We start from the raw sequence: 21,109 nt of genomic DNA on the forward strand, positions 1-21,109 counted from the left end.
ATTCGGCTGGGTTCGGGATATCAACAGCTAGGCCCGGATCTTACTCCTGAAAGCCGCCACAGGTTTGGTAATAATTGGCTCCTGACTAAAGAATTTCTTGCTTTAGTCAATCAACCTGCCACAGACTGCTTTTTACGGTGAGTTCAATGGTTGAATGCGACACTATTCTATATTTTAAGAAGAGTGTAGGTCGTCAAACGAATATGCACAAAGAGAGGGATTTAGCTAGAGATACTTTTTGTTTATAGTCCTTCGTTAAATATTTACCAAGTTCAAGTTAAGCAACTCAAGTATAGATATACCAATGGCACAATACATCTAGTAGGTATGGCAAGCTAAGAGCCCTAATTGACTTATAGTAGCCCGGAAGACTCTGGAGGGTAAGTGTCAGCTATGTTAAGGCTACTAACTCATGCATTAACTTCCGTCACCTGTAGAAATGCCATCGCATACCTTAAACGACACCCATAAAGGCCTCTTGCGTCTTTTGAAATATTAAATACGTTCTTTAACATTATTCAATTCTTTGCGAAGTACTTTACATCATATGGTAACCTGGATGGTATGGGGGAAAATCTTGTAAATACTCTCTGTTTCGTGATATAAGCAGTTGGGATATTTAGATGTAGGTAGAAGTTCGCATATACAGTTCTAATTTGATTAGCTGTACGAGTTCACAATGCCTTTAGCCTTTTTCCAACCAAACATTACAATAAAGGAAATAGTCCTCCTGAGTTATTCCTTTTTATCTCCAATGGCTCTTCTCTTTTTCAAGACCAAAGATGCAAATGCATAGATTAATTTTTGTTGTAGCGTTGTCTATATATTTATTTAGTGCTGCTGTTGCATTTGGACAGGATTTTAATGACGGCATGGACGCTATAAAAAGTGGAAACTATGAGGAGGCAGTCAGAATAATTCGCGCGGCTGCAGAAAAAGGGGACAAGCATGCCCAACATTGTTTAGGGGTTTTGTTGTATAAAGGTTTAGGGGTTAGGCAAAACCATGAGGAATCATTCAAATGGATGGATTTGGCAGCAAAACAGGGCCTATCACAAGCCAAATTAGATTTAGGAATCCTTATATATCACAAAAAAGGAGTGCCGAGAAATTATATAGATCAACATTAACCGGATATTATCTTTCCTCTTTCCTTTCAGGTTGTAAAAATTAATTTTTGCAACCGGAGTTATCCTCCCCGGAAGGCATAACTGTCTTACAAAATACGGTGCCCTCAAAATTAACGTTGGCTATTTTTGTTTTAGTCAGATTGGCCTTGTAAAGATTGAAGCCCGCCATATCTGGGTTCCTTAAAATGCGATGCAACCATTTTGGTGTTATTCATCATCGCCTCTTAGTATTTCCGCCCAATTTATATTCGCATAACTGAGTGTTATGTTTCTCAGGTTTGTGTTAACCAGTTTTGCGCCTGTTAAGTTGGTGCCCATAAGGTTTGTATCGGTCAAGTTTGCTTTTGCCAGGTCAGGTCACAACCCCGGCATATTTTAGTGCTTTCCAGTTTCGTTAAATTCGCCTGAACTTCATCTGAATATTTTGCACATCAGGGGATATTTTATTTCGCCAAACTTTTATTGAATGCTACTGTTGCAGATTGCAGGTGAGGATGGTTTCAGGACAAACCAGCAATTTTAACGTTTCAAGTTAATCAGGAAGGTCACTTTCTTAATTCCAAAACACGATCAGCCCCCGGAATCCATAACTTTGTCCCTACTGTGAGGTTGGTGGGGTCTGAAATGTGATTAATGTTTTTCAGAAACATCATATTCAAATTATAAGCTTTGGCAATACTATAAAGAGTCTGGTTTTTATGAACCGTATGATAAACCCCTTTCTCGCTGGAGGATATTGCACGGTTCAGTGGAAAGCCCTGGCAACCAGCCAGCCATAAAAGTATGCAACCAAGTAAGAGTGTGAGCCTGGGTTTCAAAATGCTAAAGAGTGGAAGTGTTTGATTAAGCCATGTGTGTGTCAATGGCTTGAAAATATTTCATAAAGCCGGTTTATCAACAAAGAAATACAATCTGTTTTAAGCTGCTTCTTTTTCTCAACTTTCCTTTTCCAGGATAACTTCAACCCGCCGATTTCTCAGCTGACCTGCCTTTGTATCGTTCGAAAACAAAGGAAATGTGTCAGCATAACCCGTGGCAGTCATTCGCTCAGGTTCGGCACCCTTGTCTATAAAGTATCTCAAAACTGCGGTTGCCCGAGCTGAAGAAAGTTCCCAGTTGGATGGGAATCTTTCCGTTGAAATTGGATAATCATCAGTATGGCCTTGTATATTAATCTTGTAGTCTGGATACCTGTTGGCAACATTTATAACCGAATCCAGACTTGGTCTCGCTTCTAAACGCAGGTCGGCTCCCCCCTTTTCAAATAAAACCTGTCCTGGAATTCTTAAAATAATATTGTCCTTGGTAACTTCTACATCTACAGGAGCTTCTTTTGTAACTGCCTTGATATCTGAAATTACAGAGTCGGGTTGTTTTGGGGTGAGCTCTGTTAGTTTTTTCCTAATAGTCATGCTGTCTAAGAGCTCAAGAACGCCAATACTTTTTGTTTCGGTACCTAGAATTTCAGCTTTAAATTGCGATACATTTTGCGATGCAATAGCATACATGAGAATAAAGAAACATAATATCAAGGTAACCATATCGGCAAAAGTAGCCATCCAAGCAGGAGCTCCTTCCTCTATATCCTCTTGAGTATCATTCGAGGTCTTTTTGTTTTTTAGACGCTTTATTGTTTTGTTGAGCTCTTCTGTGCTACTTTCTAAATTCTCTTTTAATTTTTTATCAAAATTAGATTTTAAATTTGTATATTTTTCATCAGCTTCATCCTTCTGACTTATTAGCTCTTTAAACTTATCTTTTAAATCTTCTCCATCCTCATTACCAGACTCAGAATCTGAGCCGTCTTCACTATTACTACCTAGAGAGGCTTTAAGGTCATTTAGGATTTTATTCTTTTCCGTTATAACTTTCTTATAGTTGTTGATTTTTTCTTCATAAGTATTTTTTAGTTCTTCTTGTTTCTTCTCGAGTGATTCACCGCTGAAATTTTCTTTGGTGCGTGCAATTTCAGTTTCTAGAACTTCTTTTCTTGCTAGGTTTTCTGTGGCAGCTATTTTTAGAGTTTCAAGCTCTTCTTGAAGGGATGAATTTTTTTCATTTAATACCTCTATAGCCTTTTTTACTTTTTCTTCTTTATCAGGATCCATGCCTCCTGAAGTTTTTGTTTCTTCAGAATCATTATCTTTAGTTGGGGTGTTGTTTTTGGTTTTTATAAAATCTATTGCCTTTAAAAGCTTTAGTTTAATTTCTTTTTTTTCTTTTTCGCTTTCATCTAGTTTTAGTTTTGTTTCAGATAATAATTTATCTGTCTCTTTTTTTGTTTCTTTGCTCTCTAATTCGCCTTCAGAATCAACAGGCTGGGTTTCTTCATAGTTCAGGGCATCCTCGATGGACGTACCGGATTGCAACTTTTCCTTGCTAAGCTGAAGAATAAACTCTTTTTTCTTTTCGCTTTTTCTAGCCTCAGCTTTTACATGCTGGAGCTCTGCTTCTTTTATTCGCAGTTGTTCTCTTAAAATAGCTGTGGATTCGTTTTTCACAATTTAAAAATGTTCATGGAAATTATTTCTTGCTTAAATAAATCAATTATAGTTTTTCCTGGTTTGTTTCTTGTCAGTCAGACTATTTGTTTTTTATAGATTAATATTATTTAAACTCTTGTCTTAAATTATGTGGTATGTGCGAAGAAAGTTTTTCAAATACGAACATTGGATTATTGTTGCTAAGGATTGCGGCTGCTCCCTCAAACATGATTTCCATGTTTAATACCTCTTCATTTGTTCTGGCGCTAAGCTTTCCGGCAATGGGTCCGAATATTAGTGATGCCATTATACTTCCGTAGAGTGTTGTAATTAAGGCTACGGCCATTGAAGGGCCAACAGATTGAGGGTCATCTAAGGTTTGGAGCATTTGAACCAATCCGATTAATGTTCCGATCATTCCAAAGGCTGGGGAATAAAGGGCCATTTTTTTAAAAACATCCTGAACGGCATAATGTCTTTTCTTTAAGGCATTAATTTCATTGTTCAATGCATCCTTAATTATGTCTTCTTCTGCTCCATCTGCCACAAGCGACAATGCTTTTTTAAGGAACAGTGAGGAGACCTCTACTTTACCTAATTGTAATAGCCCTTTTTTTCTGCTTAGTTTGCAAAGCTCAACCATATTCAAAATTACATCACTAGCTTCTTCTTTTTCTGAAGAAAAAACTTTAATTACTGCTCTGAATGCAGCTTTAACATCACTGAACGCAAAGGTTAGTGCAGTAGCGGCTAGACTGCCACCAATTACAATCATTATGCCGGGCAAATTAATAAACACTCCTAGGTCACCGCCAATAAGTATTGACGCTATAATTAAAGCGCAGCCAGCGAATAACCCTATTATTGATGCAAAATCCACATTTATCCCCTTGTTTCTTAATTCATAAATTTATTGAAAATATAATTTTAAAGTTGAACTTTTTTCTAAAAGATTAAAAGTTTTAGTTTTTGGGCTAAGTTTTAAGAATTTTTTACTAATAATAGCAAATTTTGTTCCATAAATTCAATCTGTTGGGTAATAATGCTAATTATGACAAAGGCGTATCTTTTGTGTTAAATGTTTTCACTGTATATAATACTGCGCTTATTTTTATTAAATGATCATATAGGTGTTCAATTTTATTAAAAATTATGAAATAATGCAATTCTCGTGTTTAAGGTTTATCAAAAATATATAATTTAAATACTCTACTATTCTCTATATATTTCGGTTAATTCCTATAAAGAGCTTAAAAAAATATGGCTAATTTAAGTAATTTTTTTGAGAAAATATTCTCTAGAAGGTTTTGGCTGAAAATTTATATTGGTTTTATTGGTATTTATTTGGTTTTCTATTTTGAAGAAAACCCATGGGCCAAGATGATAAGAAATATTTTGAAAACCAATGATTATTTTCAATATATACTGAGTCAGCCAAAACACTTTCATAAAGTTTGTGGAATCAGATATTTTGTTTTCTGGAAACAAAGAGAGAAAGGTTTGATTCCCTTCATTTATTATTAGAACATATAGAGGAAATTGAGTTTCAATTTATACGTATTAAGAAAACGCTCCGATGCAGGTTTCCAGGTAACTATTTCTGCTTTTAATGATTTAATTTTAGGGTAGATTTGTTAATTTTATGTGATTATAATTAGATCTTTAATTGTTGTCCCTTCAAGTATAGAAATTATTTTTTTTACAAGCGTTTAAATTTAAATGGGGTCTAAGGCAGTATGATTTCCTTTAAAAAAAATATTGTGCATATAGGTTTTTGGGCTTGTTGGAGCCGAAAAAGTTGTTACCCATTAATTTTTGTTTTTATTTCACTCGTTTTTCTATATTCCTGTAATAAAAATATCCAGGTTTCTCAAAAAGTTTCTGGAAATTCGGAAATAATTAATGATTCTGTAGTTAAGAAAGATGTTGGCTCCAAATCATCATTAGAATCAGAGGAAAAGAGAGATATGAAAAATGGTGACTCAGATTCTGAAGAGGAGCGAGACATTGCTGCAGTGGCTGCTGCAGAACATGCTAATTTGTTTGTCGAAAATGATTATCCCTCTGCCACTACCTGTGCTACTTGCCACCCAAAGCACTACAAGGAATGGTCTGTTTCACAGCATTCTTATGCGCAGTTGAGCCCTGTATATCTTTCTTTCAGTAGTTTTACCAATGAGTTTACCAATGGAACTAACGGTGATTTTTGTTTTCGGTGCCACACTCCTATAGGTGCAAACTTGAATGAAGACCCTTTTATGTCCAACCTGGATCGTCATCCTGCCTCTCGTGAAGGAATAACTTGTATTGCCTGTCATCGTATAACCAAGGCTTACAATAAGCGAAGTGGTCGATTGGCAATTCAGAAAGGTGATTTATTGGCCCCGGTATATGGTCCGAAGGGTGGAGAAGAGTTGAAGCGGGTCTTGGATAATACAGATAAATACCGCGTTGTAACAGAGAAGGGCAAACCGGGGAGAAAGATTCATACCCAGGCCGTAAAATTTGAACCGATTTCCAGTTCGACCTTTTGTGGGCAATGTCATGATGTGACCCTGCTCAATGGTTTTCGGTTGGAAGAAGCCTTTAGTGAATACCGCATGTCCCCTGCCGCAGAAAAGGGCATTACCTGCCAGGACTGTCATATGGGAAAAGTGCAGGGAATTCCTTCCGGATATGAAGAAGGTCCGGCCGCTATTGTAGGGGGCAAGGAAACCGCTCCGCGAAAATTGACAAACCATATTTTTGCAGGTCCAGACTACTCGGTGATTCACCCGGGCATTTTTCCGCACAATGTGGAAGCGCAGGAAATGGCAACGATGAGGGAGTGGTTGCAATTTGATTATAAAGCCGGTTGGGGAACAGACGAGTTTGAAGATAAGGTCGCCGAGGATATGAAATTCCCCGCCCGTTGGGAGTCTATAGACGATCGTTACGATGCACGTGAAATTCTTAATGTTCAGTTCGAGCGTTTGGAATGGGTACGGCAAAAACGCCTGGAAGTGCTTAAGAATGGCTATAAGCTTGCAGATGCCGTTATCACGCGTAATGATAAAGATGGACTTGCTTTTAAGGTCAAAGTTGAAAACCTGACCGATGGTCATAATGTACCGACAGGTTTTGCTGCAGAGAGGCTTGTTTTCCTTCAGGTAACCGTCACTGATAAAACTGGTAAGGAGGTTTTCAAGTCAGGTGATTTAGACCCTAATGGAGATGTGCGAGATCATGAGTCTTCCTACGTTATTAATGGCGATTTGCCTCTGGATGACCAGTTGTTTGATCTTCGCGGCCGTATTCTCGTGACCAGCAGCAGGGGAGGTGAGCGAGAGCGGGTTCTTCCTGTTCCTTATCCTGTTACCACGACTCCATTCATCAGGCCGACGACACGGTCACGTGTGTTGACCGGAGAAACCCCGGCCACAAGAATCAACAGGAGGAGTCTGTCTCCTCTGGATCATAAATGGGCCGAATACAAGGTTGATGGTGATTTGATGACGGGTGCGGGACCTTACAAGGCCAAAATTGATTTAATTGCTGGCATGGCACCTGCTAATTTGATTGGAGCAATTAAGAGCCGTGGGTTTGATTACAACATGAGCGCCCGAGAAGTAGCCGACAATGTAGGTGCTGGATATGAGGTGCTCGAAAGTAAAAACATTGTTTTTGATTTTAAAGAGGGAGATTTGATTGAAACCTCTTTCCTCAATTCCCTTATCAGTATTTTTGAGTAAACTTTTTTGCAATGATGATAGTTTTTTTGAGGGAGTGGGGCATTAAGCGATGTTTTGTTTTGTTGTATATTTTCGTTGCAAGTATTTTTGTTGTTCCCGCTTCTCCTGCCTTTGCAGACCTCTTTCCTATAGGCGAGACCTTCGAGGTAAGCCGCTTTTCTGATGAAAAAATTCAATTGCTGCAACCTTCTGATGCTGGCAACCGGCCTCCTTTGATATATGAGGGAGGAGATCTTTTTCTCGGTACAGGTAATCTGCAGGAAGGTTTTGAAACTCCCTGGGGTGCAGTCTGGCAACCTCAGCTATGGATCTTCGGCACGTTAAGAACCTCTTTGCATTATTTTGACAATGGTGTGCGCTCCCCGTCTTCTGAATGGGCTACTCGACTAGATCTTTTTGCCAATCTTCAATTAACTCATACAGAAAAGCTGGTTATCGGCGTGCGTCCTCTTGACAGAAATGCGTTTAACCGATTTACAAGGGTTCAGCTCAATGATAATTTTGGCTCAAGTAAAATTGAACCCAATTTGGATATACGCACTTTATTCTTTGAGGGAGATTTTGGAAGTCTGTTTCCCGGGTTGGACCCGGTAGGCAAAAAGCCAATTGATCTGGGATTCTCTGTGGGGAGACAAGCCCTGACATTTCAAAATGGCATTATGATTAATGAGACGGTTGATGCAGTTGGTCTCGTCAGGAATAATATACGTTTTGCCGGAATTTCAGGAATGAGGAGTACAGTCGTATATGGCTGGAATGAGTTGCATCGATCTAATGCGGTGTTAAACAGGTCTTCGGATTTGTTCGGATGGTTCAACTCGATTGATACTCTCAAGCATACTTTTAACTTAGATATGATCTATGTGGAAGATGACCAAATCACAGGAGATAGTTATAACTTGGGTTTTTCTGCCATTCAAAGACTTGGGCATTTCAATACCACATTCAGAATAAATACCTCTTTTGAAATGGATACAGATAGTCCTAAAGCTGGAACTGGAACAATGTATAGTTCTGAGGTTTCCTGGACACCTTATCGCTCCGATGATATTGCTTATGTAAATGCCTTTCTTGTTGATGGGAATTATACACAGGTTGGCCGAGAACCCATTGTTGGCGGACCCTTGGCCAGTTTGGGAGTTTTATTTGCTTCTCCTGGTGTAGGGAACTTGCTGTCAGAACTTAATAATCTTACCAACGATGTTGCGGGTTTGGTCCTTGGCTATGAAGCGTTCTGGGATAATCATCATCGTAGTCTTACTCTGGAAATAGCCAGCCGGAAAGATATTGGGGGTGACGGATTCGATGATGTTGCCTTTGGATTTGAATTTCGTCAAAAACTAACTCAAAGAATTCAACTTGAACTGGATGCTTCATATTCGGTGCTGGAAAAACGTGACGATGGAACCAGCCTTTACACAGAAATCCGTTACCTTTTTTAATATATGTAAGAGCAGCTATTTATTCATACATGGTAGATATGTATTTACAAAAGAGGATTCTATGAAATTAAATAAACTTTGTTTTGTTTCCACCTTCGTTTTTCTTTTGGGTTGGGGAATAACAATGGGTTCTACGGCAATGGCCCAACCTTTTTTCAAGGGCGCCAAGCTTTGTGAGGAATGCCACGAGGCAGAGACCGATATTTGGAAAAAAACGAAACACTATACATCTTTCCGTACGGTGCATAGAGAGCCTAAAGATGATAGCAAGCCTTCTCCGAAGAAAATATTGCAGGCTGTTGGTGGCCAAAAACGTATGAAAAGGAATGAGACCTGTTACTTGTGTCATTATACGCTTGAGCAGAAAGATGCCGGTTCCAGGCCGGTGGCAAAGTCGGGAACATCATGTGAGAGCTGTCACGGGGCGTCTTCCGAATGGTTATCGATTCACGATAATTATGGTGGAAAAGATGTTAAGCGTGATCAGGAATCTGCGGAACATAAAGCGAAAAGGATTGCGGAATCAAAAGCGGCCGGTTTAATTTGGCCAACGATGAAATATGAAGTTGCGGAAAACTGCATGACCTGTCATGGACTCGCCAACCCTGATTTAAAAGCCGATGATTTGGCTAAAATGTTGGGAGCAGGACACCCGATTAATCCTGAATTTGAGCTGGTTAAATATTCACAAGGTACCGTACGTCACAGGCACTACCCGCCAGACATTAAGACCAATGCAGAAATGAGCCCCAGTGAGCAGGCTGAGTTATATGTGATTGGTCAGGCGGCTGCATTGGTTTCAGCGGCCAGCGTGCTGTCAAAGTCCAGCGAGGCAAAATATGTCGAAGCTCAAAAGAAGCGCGTTGAAAATGCAAAGGCAGCCCTTGCTGGTGTCCCGGAAGCGGCGGAGCTGCTGGCATCACCAACCCGGGAAAATGCTTTAAAGTTCGCAGGTGCAATAGCAGGGAAGGACTTGACGGGTGTTGTGGGTAGCAAGCTCCCGGCGAAATCGGATTATAAATAATATTTTAATTAAAACAGAAGGATTTGATTTATAGCTCGTCCATTAAGTTTTATTTTTTTATCTAATTTTGTATTTATATGTTAAAGGAGTTGATGGATGGCTATAACCACCCAGTCGCGACCACAACGCTGGGATCAACCGTTTGGCACTGACATGACCGATGCAGATGTCGAACGTTTGCTGAATATTCCGGAAATTAAAGCTATTGATCGGGAGAGGTTCCCCTCCCGTATATCGCTGGACGGGATTCTCAGAAATGATTCCAGGATAATGCGTTACAAACCGGGCGATATTGTAATTCGTGAGGGGGATTATGGCAACTCCGCTTTTTTAATATTAGATGGCTCATTAAGAGTGGTGCTTGCACCTGGTCTTCCCAGAGAAATGCTTGGGCGTCAGACCATTAAAAAGAAAACTTTTTGGCAGGCTCTTAAACAACTTTGGACTCAAAAAAAGCCTCCGGAATTCAGGGACGTTCAACGTTACAATCAAAATACTGGAATTCGTGCAAGCCATGCCCCAAACTCTGCCAATATATTTCTACAAGATGTACCCGCAATATTAGATGAGAATAAAACTGCTACTCTGGGTAAAGGAGGTCTGTTCGGGGAACTTGCCGCATTGGGAAGAACGCCCAGAACTTCTACGATCTTTGCGGAAACCGATGCTGAGCTGTTGGAAATACGCTGGCAGGGACTGCGTGAAATAAGAAAGTATGACGAGGGTTGGCGCCGCCTCATTGACCAGCGATATCGTGAGAATGCCCTGAATGCTCATCTCCGGGCGACGTCGATTTTTTCCCACCTTGATGACAAAGACCTTCAGGAAGTAGCAGATGCTACTCTTTTCGAAACTTACGGAAAGTTTGATTGGCATCTTACCTATAATAAACTTCAGGATAACGAGAAAACTCAAGGAATTAAAGACGAACCTGTTATTTCGAATCAGGGTGATTACCCTGATGGAGTTTTAATGATTCGCTCTGGGTTTGCCCGGGTTTCGATAGATCAGGGTCACGGAAAACAAACCTTGACGTATCTTGGGGCTGGGGACTTCTATGGTGCGGACGAGCTTTTTCGATCTTGGCAAGGTGAGCCGAATGTTTCTATGCGAGTTACAATTTCTGCTGTTGGCTATGCAGAAGCACTGCGAGTGCCCAGCAGAATAATTGAGAAGCATTTATTTTCTTACTGGACATCTGAAAGAGGGGGTATAAGGCAGGCTGCTTCAAGTTCTTCAGCAGAGTCAAGGCGGTTGCAGGACTTTATTGGTAGAGCATTGACCGATGGGGCTTTGCTTGAGTGGGCCGTTGAGGAACGTTTTATAAATGGTACCCAGGCGATGCTGATCAACCTTGACCGTTGTGTACGTTGCGATGACTGTGTGCGAGCTTGTGCTTCAACGCATGATGGTAACCCCAGGTTTGTCCGGCATGGTAAAACATTTCAAAACTGGATGGTGGCCAATGCCTGTATGCATTGTGCCGACCCGGTTTGTATGATTGGTTGTCCGACAGGTGCTATTCACAGATCAATGTCTGGAGGAATGGTAATCATAAATGACGACACTTGCATTGGTTGCGAAACCTGCGCGAACTCCTGCCCTTATTCAAATATCAGGATGGTTTCCATCCGCGATGAGGAGGGGGAGCTTATTCTCGACTCACAAAACCATAAGCCAATTATAAAAGCCACCAAGTGCGATCTTTGTGCTGACCAGATTACTGGTCCGGCATGTGCATTTGCATGTCCACATGATGCATTAAACAGGGTTGATTTTCGAGATGTGAGTGTAAGAGAGATTGGAAGCAGATGATGAAAAAGTTATGGGGATACATAACGGGCTCTCTAATCTTTTTTATACTGATATGGGTTTGGGCTTCAAGGGTAGAAAACGCCCTTGGCTATCACGAGTTTATAAGTGGTGGAGCGTTGTTTTTCATTATTTTCCTCTTATGTTTATTTAACTTGCGAAAACGCTTGCCTTTCATTCCTTTGTGGCCTGCCCATAAATGGTTCCTCTTGCATTCGGTGGCAGGTTTTCTGTCTTTATTTTTATTTTGGCTGCACGCGGGATTTTTGTGGCCCAAGGGATTGTACAACCAGATTCTGGCAGCTCTATTCTATGGAACGACCTTGACAGGAATAGTGGGACTGATAATGGAAAAAATTTATCCAAATCTATTAACTCGTATAGGGCTTGAATGCATTTATGAGCGCATCCCACGCGATATTGCTGAAATCAGGAACAAGGCGGAAAGCCTGGTTTTGGAATGCACGGAGAAAACAGGAAGCGATACTATTGCCCAGCATTACATGGAAACATTAGGTTGGTTTTTTCAGCGGCCTCGTTTTTTTCTTAACAATATTCTTGGTGGGCAGAATGCTCAAGCCTGGGTGAGGCAGCAGTGTTCTATTCTGGAAAGGTTTTTAAATGATGCGGAGCGTGAATACCTGGGAAGAATTTTCACGCTTGCGGAAACCAAACGAAAAATTGATTACCACTATTCTTTGCAAACCATGTTGAAGAATTGGCTCCTTTTGCATGTTCCTCTTGCCGCCGCCGCTATGACTATGGCGATATGGCATTTAATATTAATTCAGGTGTTCTTCGAATAAATGGACGAGAATAGGTTTGATCACGATAAAAGCTCTTATGAACGCCCTGATATTCCTTACAGGTGTGGAAGGGGTGCATTGTGGAGAACGCCTTGTTTCCAGGGCCCGAAAACAGATGGCAGTTGTGGAGGGACTCAGGATTGCGTGCCTTTTTTTAAGAAAGGTCGCTGGTCATGCCGAAGGGAAAAACGTTTTGGTGGTTCATGCGAAGAAGGGCCGGGCCCCAATGGGGAGTGCTCATGGACAAGACCTCCTTGCGCGCCAAAAAAAAATTTACGCGCTATTCGCGGACAAATTTCTTTGTTGGCCGTTTCGGTTATTTTTGCTTTGATTGCTGCCACCCAGTCTTTTAGCCCTGACGATGAAGGACTTGTCAGTATTTCTGAAGCGGGGGCTTTATCCAGGTCGCATGCGAAATTCACAAAAAAAGAGGGTTGTTCTTCATGCCATTCAGTTCATGGACAGGGCCCTGCTGGCTGGATTGAAGCTATATTCAGGCAGGACGATATTTCTGTTCACTGCATTAACTGCCACTCGTTTGACGGGCCTCATAACCTGGCCCATAACAATGAGTTTGAAAAAGACCAAAAAGTTGAAAAAACTGAGTGCATAATGTGTCATCGTGAACACAGTGGACAAAGAATGAGTGTTCGATTAGCAACTGCTGAACAATGCAATAATTGTCACAAAAACAAGTTTGAAAGCTTTTCAAAGGGTCATCCTGAATTCCCAGAAAAATATCCCTACTTTATTCGTAATGCAATTAAATTTGATCATAATTCGCACTTGAACAAACATTTCGAAAACCAGAAGTTTTCTGACAAGGCTCCCTCTTCTTGTGTTGGTTGTCACCAGGTGGCTTTGTCGGATAAAGAAATTCGACCGCAAGCGTTTGAGAAAATTTGTGTCGATTGCCATGGGTCGCAAATAATAAAGAAAGATTTGGTGCTACTTCGACTTCCTGAATTCATGACAAATTATATTGAAAGTGACGCCTTGACTCAGGCTTGCAACTCTCCTGCCCAGGAAAAATCAGATGAAGAATTTCTTAGTGTTTCTACTGAAATGCCTGCATTAGTGAGCTCATTCTTATTAAACGTCCCGGAAGAAGACCTTGAATCCTATGAGAAACCTTTTCAGGAACTTATTATGGCAATGTCTGAGGAAAGCATTCTTCCAATTGAAAATTTGATAAACGAGAAAACAGAATCTATCAAGGCTGATAAGCTTTTAACTGGAATGAACCCAGAAGTGCTCAAAAGGGCAGCTTGTTCCTGGGGTTTAAATCTAGAATATGAACCGCCTATGGAAGCTAAGTTTGGTGGATGGTATGCAGATATGCTGGAGGTTAAATATAAACCAACCGGCCATCAGGATCCAGTTGCAAAAGCGTGGATTGAGTTTGCATTGGCTGCTTCAACGAATCAGGAAAATGACGATAAGATGACTCGAGCCCTTGCAATGCGTGATCAACTGATATCCCCAAAAGAGGGCGTTGGTGGGTGTGTGAAATGTCATGCTATAAATGAGACTACTACTGCGGAAGGAACGAAGAAACTAAAAATTGAATGGCATTACAAGGTTGACAACGACAGGTCCTATTCCAAATATTCTCACTCGGGGCACATAGAAATTCTAGGCGCAAACGACTCTTGTTCCAGTTGTCATATTATAGATGATCAGTCAGATTATATGGCCTCATTTAAGGACTTTGATGCAAATAAATGGTCCAGTAATTTTACGGCCATCAATAAGGAAACCTGTATTCAATGCCATACAAAATCTCAAATAAGTCAGGATTGTCAAACATGTCATGTATACCATTCCAAAACCGGGTTTAAGAAGAAAATGTTTTCCAAAAAAATAGGAATAACGGAAAACCAGAAATGATATGTAAAGGACGAATTATTTTTTAAAATTAAGGAGGGAGTTTTGTTAAACATAGCTATCAGTTTTATTGCATTAGCATTTCTTCTATTTCTTGTTGCCTATATTCTTATTCTCATTACAAATGCCACCCGGACGCTGGCTATAAATAAGGACAGGGCTATTCTTGATGTTCAGTTGTTAAAGACTCGTGTGGATCAAATAATACAAACAAAACAGCTTGAAGATGAAAGAGCGCGGTTTTCATGGAATGGTTTTAGAAAATTTGAAATTGTTTCCAAAGTAAAAGAAACTGCTGACATCACCTCCTTTTACCTTTCTCCTCATGATGGCAAGCCGTTGCCAAAATTTTATCCCGGTCAGTTTTTAACTTTTCAATTGCATATTCCAGGTCAACAGAAGCCTGTTGTTCGCTGTTATTCTTTGTCCGATAGCCCTCATCATCCCGATCGCTACCGAGTTAGTGTTAAAAGGGTACCTCCTCCTAAAGATAACCCTAATGTTCCAGCAGGTTTAGTTTCAAACTATTTTCATGACAATTTGAATGAATCAGATATTGTCGATATTAAAGCTCCAAGCGGCCATTTTTTTATCGATATGTATGCTAAAGGCCCGGTTGTTTTGATTGGAGGAGGAGTCGGTATAACTCCGGTACTAAGCATGTTGAATGCTTTAGTTGAAATAGAATCGCAAAGAGAGATCTGGTTTTTTCTGGGAGTTAGAAATAAAAAAGAGCATATAATGAAGGAACACCTTGAGTTAGTTGAGAGAGCTAATGCTAATGTTAATTTAAAAGTATTCTATAGTTCTCCGGCGGAAACAGATATTAAAGACGTCGATTATCATGTTCAAGGAAGGGTAACAGTTGATAACTTTAAACCATTTCTTTCTTCCAACAATTATGATTTTTATATTTGCGCGCCTCCTCCAATGATTAAGGATTTGAATTCAGATCTGGCTGACTGGGGTGTGCCCAAGGCAAATATTCATTTTGAAGCTTTTGGCCCAGCTACCGTAAAAAAAGTAAAAAAAGATTCCATTAAAGAGCAGGTTTCAAAGATTGAAATTAAATTTACTAAAACCGGTAAAACTATACCTTGGAATAATGACGTATCTTCATTGTTGGAACTTGCAGAGCAAAATAGTATTCATTTAGAATCTGGCTGCAGGGCAGGAAATTGTGGGTCCTGTTTGACAGCAATTATAAATGGTGATGTAACATATGTTGGTGAGCCCGGTACCCCTCCTGAGGAAGGATCCTGCTTGACTTGCATATCCATTCCAAAGGGAAATATTTCTTTGGATGCTTGAACTACCATGAGATTTGTGTGATTATTTTTTCAGTTCTTCATATTGGTAGGGTTTTTAAAACTATAAACCATTTAAACTAAACACGAGATTTATTTCATCAAATATAATGATCATTGCACCAAATTCTTTAAATTATTAATAAATATCCATGCAGTTCTTGTTCGGTATCTGGGAAATCGTGAAATTAATATGACATGACTTTAACTTGGTTAAAAGAGGTCTTGCACTAAATTCCGTGGGTTTCTGAGGATTTTTGAACCTCCCTATCTTAAGAAAAGGTTGTCCTAAAAATTATTCCTTTACTTTTTAGGGTTTATTCAATTTTCCTTTTTTTGGCCTGTAGTTTACTCTTTATAATTGGCCAATAATTATTCAGATGGGCAATGAGAAAATTGACTCTTATAACCAAATAATCTATTTTAGGTAGTATCTTGAGTTCGTTCGTTTATAAATGTGAAAAGTGTGGTAATGAGATCAGGATTATAGTATCAAGGGTCATGGATAAGAAGTTATCTTCTATGTGTTTCAGATGTAAAGATAAGCGTATCTTTGATTTTATCAGAAGAGGTAATGTGGCGAATGACTGGATAATTATGTCACGCTTTAAGAAACTTAATGATGAAGGCATTAATAAAAATCAATAAAAATTATTGTCTCTTAAATAAAACAATTGCTAAAAATCTCATTGAGTAATGTTTGTCCCAAAAAGAAAAAAATTTTTTACCTCAATAAAATATAGCCATTATTGAAAGGGCCATCTTCTGATGGTGGAGTGTTATTTGCAGAGCTAGTTGAGATCGAAAAGTAATGCTGTAAATTCATTGCTCAAAAAAAGTATTCTTTTAATATTTTATGTGGAAATATATTTAAAATCAATCATTGGCTTTTGTTGCAACCTCTGACTCTAAAGGGGATTGCGAAGTCTCATGAAGAGCAACTACCTGGTTTTATTAAAATATTAAGTGAAAAAGATTTGGAAATATTTTGAAAAATTAAGATTTAATTATTTGAAGGCGAAGGTTCTAGAGTTTTATCGTTTTCATCATTAAGTAAAATGATATTAATCCGTCTATTCCTTGGGTCGTAGTGGTCCTCTGGATTTATTGGTTCAGAATGACCATAGGCAACTATTCTTTTCAATCTTTTCGAATCTACACCATTTTTCATTAAATGAAAACGAGCGGCTGAGGCCCTCTCCATCGAAAGTTCCCAGTTAGTTTTATTTCCTTTTGAGAATGGCAAGCCATCAGTATGGCCCTCAATAATTAAAAAACCTGGTAGTTTTTTTATCCTTTCAGCAAGAAATTGAAATATTTCAATAGCCTCAGGTCTAAACACAGCACTGCCAATTTCAAACATTGGCTTATCAGTAATATCCATAACTTGTATTCTAATTCCACCAGCTACTTTCATTACTTTCAGGTGCTCATCTGAGCCTGCGAATCTATTTTTATATTCCTCAATTAATCGTTTCTGAAAATTCTTATCTTTTAAATCGGCCGAACGAACAGAATCCGAGGCTTCAACCTTTTCTTCACCGGAATGTATAAATGCTTTATAGCTTTGAAAATATTGTTGTAAATTGTCTCGTGACTCTTGGGACAATTGTGAAAGCAGCCACATTAATAGAAAAAAAGCCATCATTGCAGTAACAAAATCAGCGTAGGCAACTTTCCAAGAACCTCCATGGGCAGCATGTTTCTTTATATTCTTTTTTTGTATAATAATATTTTCCTGTTTATCTTCCTCGCTCGTTGTGTTTTGTTTTTGATTGATTAATAGTTTTTTTATATTTTCCTTCTTGTCAACTTGTACTTTTAAAAAGTCTAGAACTTCTATAGAATGTAAAGATCCAGTTTCAGAGTCCTTGTTTTCAGAAATATATTCTTCAATGTGCTCTTTGGTTTGTTTGATCATCTCATCCAATTTAATAATTCTTTGGTCGTGACTGGTTTTGTTGTTTAGGGCAACTTTAAAAACCTCAAAGGTCTTTTCATCTGATTTGAGTATCTTTTCAAATTCTTCTCTATTGTTTTGAGATTTTTCTAGTTCTTGTTGAATGGTCTTCTCGGGTGGATTATTTTTTAATTTATTCTGAAGTGTTTCAATTTCCTGCCGATATTTTTGTATTTCTTCATTTTCGATACTAACGCGATCTAGTTTTTTTTCAAGTTCTTGTATTTGTTGTTTTTGTTCAATAATTTTTAATTTAATATCGTCTTTCTTTTCAAGGTTTTGTTCTTCTTCTTTTTTCTGATATTTTTCCTGAAGCGACAAATATTTATCTTTAAGTTCACTATTTTCATTCTTATACTGATTTATAACTTCGATACTCTTTTTGATTTTTTCTGTGGTAGCTTGATCATCATTTATCTCATTAAGTTCACTTTCTAATCGTTGGCATTTTTCTTCTGCATCTTTCTTCTCCGCCACCAATTTTTCATGCATACTCCTTTCATTTTTAAGTATATCTTCAATGGTTTTTAGTTTTTGTTTTAAATTCTCATTTTGTTTTATATCTTCATCTACAGTGCCCAGTTTTAATTTTAAACCTTTATTGTTTTCTTCGAGAGTTCTCAGTTTTTCAATTAAAACAAGTTTTTCTTCTTCGAGCTGTTTTTTTATGCGATCATTTAATGAATTCTTTTCAGTTTCAAACTTCTTAGATTGTAAGCTTAAATTCTTTTCTGAACTTTTTAACTGTTTATTTAGTTCAGCAATTCTTTCTTTTAATAAAGCAATATTGTGACCCATTTGATATTTTGAGGGCTGTTTTTCTTGTGAATCTTGCATTGGGATCACTAAGTTAATTTGTTTCTAATTTTTTCATTTCCTGAAAGTTCTTTTCCATATCTATAAAAGTTGGTCTTACGGGTTTTGGTACTGCTCTTCTGCCAAATTCTAGGGCAATTTTGGGATTTATTCCGCTAACAAAATATATTGTTATTGTTTTTATCACCAATAGATATTCCTTTTGGCTTTCCGCATACAATTTCATTTTTCTGGCTATAGGAGCTACGAAACCGTAGCAAAGAAGTACACCCAGGAAGGTTCCTACTAATGCCGCGCCAATTGACACTCCCAAAACTTCAGGTGGTTCTGATATCTTTTGCATTGTAATTACGACACCTAGAACAGCTGCGACAATGCCTAAACCTGGGAAAGACTCTGCTATTTCGTTTACCAATTCTGCTTGTTTTTCTATTTCTTCAAAGTAGGCTTCTACTTCTTCTTCTAGTAATGCATTGAGATCATAATAAAGAATTTTTGTTGATATAATTGTTCGAAAAGAATCAGTTAAAAATTCAAGAGCGTCTGTTTTCTTTAGGAAGTCCGGGTATTTTTTAAAGATCGAGCTATTTTGTGGATCGTCCATATGGCTTTCCAGTTTAATAGGGCCTTCTTTCCTTATTTTTGCGAAAATTTCATTTAGCAGTTTTAATACCTCAATATAGTCATCCTTAACGAATGGAGTGTACAGAACGCCTTTTTTCATAGTATGTAATGCATGTTTGAAAATCTCTGGAGTGCAACTTGCTATAAATGCTCCTAATGCAGCTCCACCTATAATAACAAATTCTGTTGGTTGCCATAACAAGTTGAGGTTTCCACCATGGGCTACATATCCTGTTATTACTGATGCGATTACCAAAAATAGTCCTATAGGAGTAAAAAATTTTGTCATATGAATTACGAGATAATATTTTAGTTAATTAATTAGTATGATCTTAAAAAAATCCATACCGCTCATCATTTGATTTTAGAAATAGATTTCTTAAGGTGTTCATACCCATTGATAAGTGATTCTGAACTTCCAGTTTCTTTGAAATATTCACGATCCAAATTAATATAACTTTCAAAACATGATCTTCAAATATGTTTTTTTATGTAAGTCTTTGCTTAGGGTTTTGTGGTAACCAACAGTCTTGACAATTGGGTTTGGCAATCCCCATAAGCTAAGGAGGCATGAACCTATTTCATAAAATCTGGACACAAAAGTCTTTTTCTCTGTTTGTCATATTTTTTTCCTGGCATTCTGTGTAAGAGTTGAAATCTGTAGATCCATTCAAAATAATAACTTCTATGCCAGGGTAAAATTGTTTTATCATTCTAAAAAATGTAGTCCCTGTCATGTGGGGCATTTTTAGATCTAAAATGATCTCATTTGGACCAAAATCATCAATTTTTGATAACGAGCCTTGCCCATCTGTAGCATTTTCAAAAACATAATCTTCCTTTTTAAAGTCCTTTTCAGTCCAAGCAAAAGGTTTTCATCATCATCAGCTAGTAGTAATTTTGATTTTGGAAAACGATTTAACATGAAAATTAGCGCTCTTAAATTTAAACTTGGATGGATAATTTAATTTTTTTTGTTTTTGTACAGATTTGCTAATTAAATTAAAAATCTGTCCAAATTGTACAGGTTTTGGAATAAAATCAAAAGCTCCTATTGTGTATGCTTTTTCCTTCCATAGCTCTATGATTTAATTGGGCCTTTGAAGAGAAAATTACTTTGGACTATTTTGGCTTGAATATTGCTTGTGGGTTTAGAATAGAATTTTTTATGTACAATAAAATCATTAAGGGATAATTTCTTCAGCTATGTTGGTAATAGTTTTTTTAAATGCCCGCCTTAGGATTGGGAATTTTTCATGTTCTTGACGCAGATCATGTCGTGGCGACTTCAAATTTAGCGGGAACCCCTTCAAAGACGAATAAGCTATGTTTCTTTTGTTCGCATTGAGCCTTGGGGTATGACCTCACATTACTTTTAGTTGGAACAGCTTTTTTGCTACTGTGGCTAGCGGTTTCCCATCAATTCAGTCAATTAGCGGAAAAACTAGTTGGTTATATATTTCTTATCCCTGGAATTTTGGCGTTATGGGGCATACCTTCTAAAAGTTTTCGAAAGCATTTCCTGACTGAGAAATCCATTGAACGATCAAATCCGAAAAGGATACTCAGAGTTTTCTAGTTTTTGATAAGGATAAACCTTCCCCTAAGGCATTATTTATTAGGGTGATCCATGGACTTGCCGGGTCCACATCTCTTTTGCTCCCCATTCCCATCGCAAACCAAAATTCCGCTTGGGAAGGATTGGGATATCTGGTAATGTTTAATGTTAGTGTTTTATTTTCCATGGTTCTATTTGGGGGGATATTGGGAATTGCTTTGATACCCGACTGCTGCCCTTTGCAATGTGCTTTAGAACGTTAATTAATTTTTGGGCCATTGGTTCAGGTGGCTATTGGATTTATGACCAAATTTAGATCCGAAAAAACACACTTGATTAAAGGGTGGAAAGCTAAGCTTCGGTTAGGTTTTACAGAGCTAAATGGAAAAACCATATTAAACTGGAAAAAACATGAAGGCCCCCTGCGAGTCCAAAAACCTTTTTACCCTGAACGTAATGGAACCTGCCATGTCTATTTGTTGCATCCCCCTGGGGGAGTGGTTGGTGGAGACCGATTGGAGGTTCAAGT

General features: G+C 38.4%; 16 protein-coding genes and 1 pseudogene. 9 read left to right on the top strand and 8 right to left on the bottom strand.

Annotated features, from left to right (window positions below; translation table 11 throughout):
• Positions 1-782: 782 nt before the first annotated feature.
• Positions 783-1,130 carry a sel1 repeat family protein gene (locus tag F3741_11640; protein MZG31432.1) on the top strand — a complete coding sequence of 116 codons (348 nt, stop codon included), beginning with the start codon at positions 783-785 and terminating at the stop codon, positions 1,128-1,130.
• A gap of 40 nt (positions 1,131-1,170) precedes the next feature.
• On the opposite strand, the gene F3741_11645 is transcribed toward F3741_11640, so the two are convergent.
• From F3741_11645 to F3741_11665, 5 genes are all read right to left on the bottom strand, one after another.
• Positions 1,171-1,299, bottom strand: a complete 129-nt coding sequence (locus tag F3741_11645; protein ID MZG31433.1) for a hypothetical protein — start codon at positions 1,297-1,299, stop codon at positions 1,171-1,173.
• 38 nt (positions 1,300-1,337) lie between these two features.
• The gene (locus F3741_11650; GenBank protein ID MZG31434.1) at positions 1,338-1,466 is read right to left on the bottom strand and encodes a pentapeptide repeat-containing protein; all 129 of its coding nucleotides are present in this window, start codon (positions 1,464-1,466) and stop codon (positions 1,338-1,340) included.
• Between the two features lie 209 nt (positions 1,467-1,675).
• A complete protein-coding gene (locus F3741_11655) occupies positions 1,676-2,005 on the bottom strand; it encodes a LysM peptidoglycan-binding domain-containing protein (GenBank protein ID MZG31435.1) in 330 nt (109 codons plus the stop codon).
• A 60-nt stretch (positions 2,006-2,065) separates the two neighbouring features.
• On the bottom strand, positions 2,066-3,631 hold the full coding sequence (locus F3741_11660) for an OmpA family protein (GenBank protein ID MZG31436.1): 1,566 nt from the start codon (positions 3,629-3,631) through the stop codon (positions 2,066-2,068).
• 106 nt (positions 3,632-3,737) lie between these two features.
• Positions 3,738-4,493 carry a motility protein A gene (locus F3741_11665; protein ID MZG31437.1) on the bottom strand — a complete coding sequence of 252 codons (756 nt, stop codon included), beginning with the start codon at positions 4,491-4,493 and terminating at the stop codon, positions 3,738-3,740.
• Between the two features lie 856 nt (positions 4,494-5,349).
• Here F3741_11665 and F3741_11670 point away from each other — a divergent pair.
• From F3741_11670 to F3741_11700, 7 genes are all read left to right on the top strand, one after another.
• Complete coding sequence (locus F3741_11670; GenBank protein ID MZG31438.1) at positions 5,350-7,344, top strand: cytochrome C; 1,995 nt, start codon at positions 5,350-5,352, stop codon at positions 7,342-7,344.
• Between the two features lie 11 nt (positions 7,345-7,355).
• Positions 7,356-8,786, top strand: coding sequence for a hypothetical protein (locus tag F3741_11675; protein ID MZG31439.1), 1,431 nt, complete (start codon positions 7,356-7,358; stop codon positions 8,784-8,786).
• On the top strand, positions 8,713-9,810 hold the full coding sequence (locus tag F3741_11680; GenBank protein MZG31440.1) for a hypothetical protein: 1,098 nt from the start codon (positions 8,713-8,715) through the stop codon (positions 9,808-9,810). The genes F3741_11675 and F3741_11680 overlap by 74 nt, the downstream gene beginning before the upstream one ends.
• A gap of 96 nt (positions 9,811-9,906) precedes the next feature.
• The gene (locus tag F3741_11685; GenBank protein ID MZG31441.1) at positions 9,907-11,625 is read left to right on the top strand and encodes a cyclic nucleotide-binding domain-containing protein; all 1,719 of its coding nucleotides are present in this window, start codon (positions 9,907-9,909) and stop codon (positions 11,623-11,625) included.
• Between the two features lie 344 nt (positions 11,626-11,969).
• Entirely contained in the window at positions 11,970-12,428 is a 459-nt protein-coding gene (locus F3741_11690) for a hypothetical protein (protein ID MZG31442.1), read from the top strand.
• Positions 12,429-14,318, top strand: a complete 1,890-nt coding sequence (locus F3741_11695; protein ID MZG31443.1) for a hypothetical protein — start codon at positions 12,429-12,431, stop codon at positions 14,316-14,318.
• A gap of 189 nt (positions 14,319-14,507) precedes the next feature.
• Positions 14,508-15,626 carry a 2Fe-2S iron-sulfur cluster binding domain-containing protein gene (locus F3741_11700; protein ID MZG31444.1) on the top strand — a complete coding sequence of 373 codons (1,119 nt, stop codon included), beginning with the start codon at positions 14,508-14,510 and terminating at the stop codon, positions 15,624-15,626.
• Between the two features lie 999 nt (positions 15,627-16,625).
• Here the strand turns inward: F3741_11700 and F3741_11705 are convergent.
• From F3741_11705 to F3741_11715, 3 genes and pseudogenes are all read right to left on the bottom strand, one after another.
• Entirely contained in the window at positions 16,626-18,419 is a 1,794-nt protein-coding gene (locus tag F3741_11705; protein MZG31445.1) for an OmpA family protein, read from the bottom strand.
• Between the two features lie 13 nt (positions 18,420-18,432).
• Positions 18,433-19,311 carry a flagellar motor stator protein MotA gene (motA, locus tag F3741_11710; protein MZG31446.1) on the bottom strand — a complete coding sequence of 293 codons (879 nt, stop codon included), beginning with the start codon at positions 19,309-19,311 and terminating at the stop codon, positions 18,433-18,435.
• 292 nt (positions 19,312-19,603) lie between these two features.
• A pseudogene (locus F3741_11715) lies at positions 19,604-19,870 on the bottom strand (response regulator).
• A 1,012-nt stretch (positions 19,871-20,882) separates the two neighbouring features.
• On the opposite strand from F3741_11715, the gene F3741_11720 reads away from it, so the two are divergent.
• The coding region (locus F3741_11720) for a hypothetical protein (protein MZG31447.1) at positions 20,883-21,109 on the top strand (227 nt) is incomplete at its 3' end.

The sequence above is a fragment of the Nitrospinota bacterium genome, assembly GCA_009873635.1.
GTDB lineage: Bacteria > Nitrospinota > Nitrospinia > Nitrospinales > VA-1 > LS-NOB.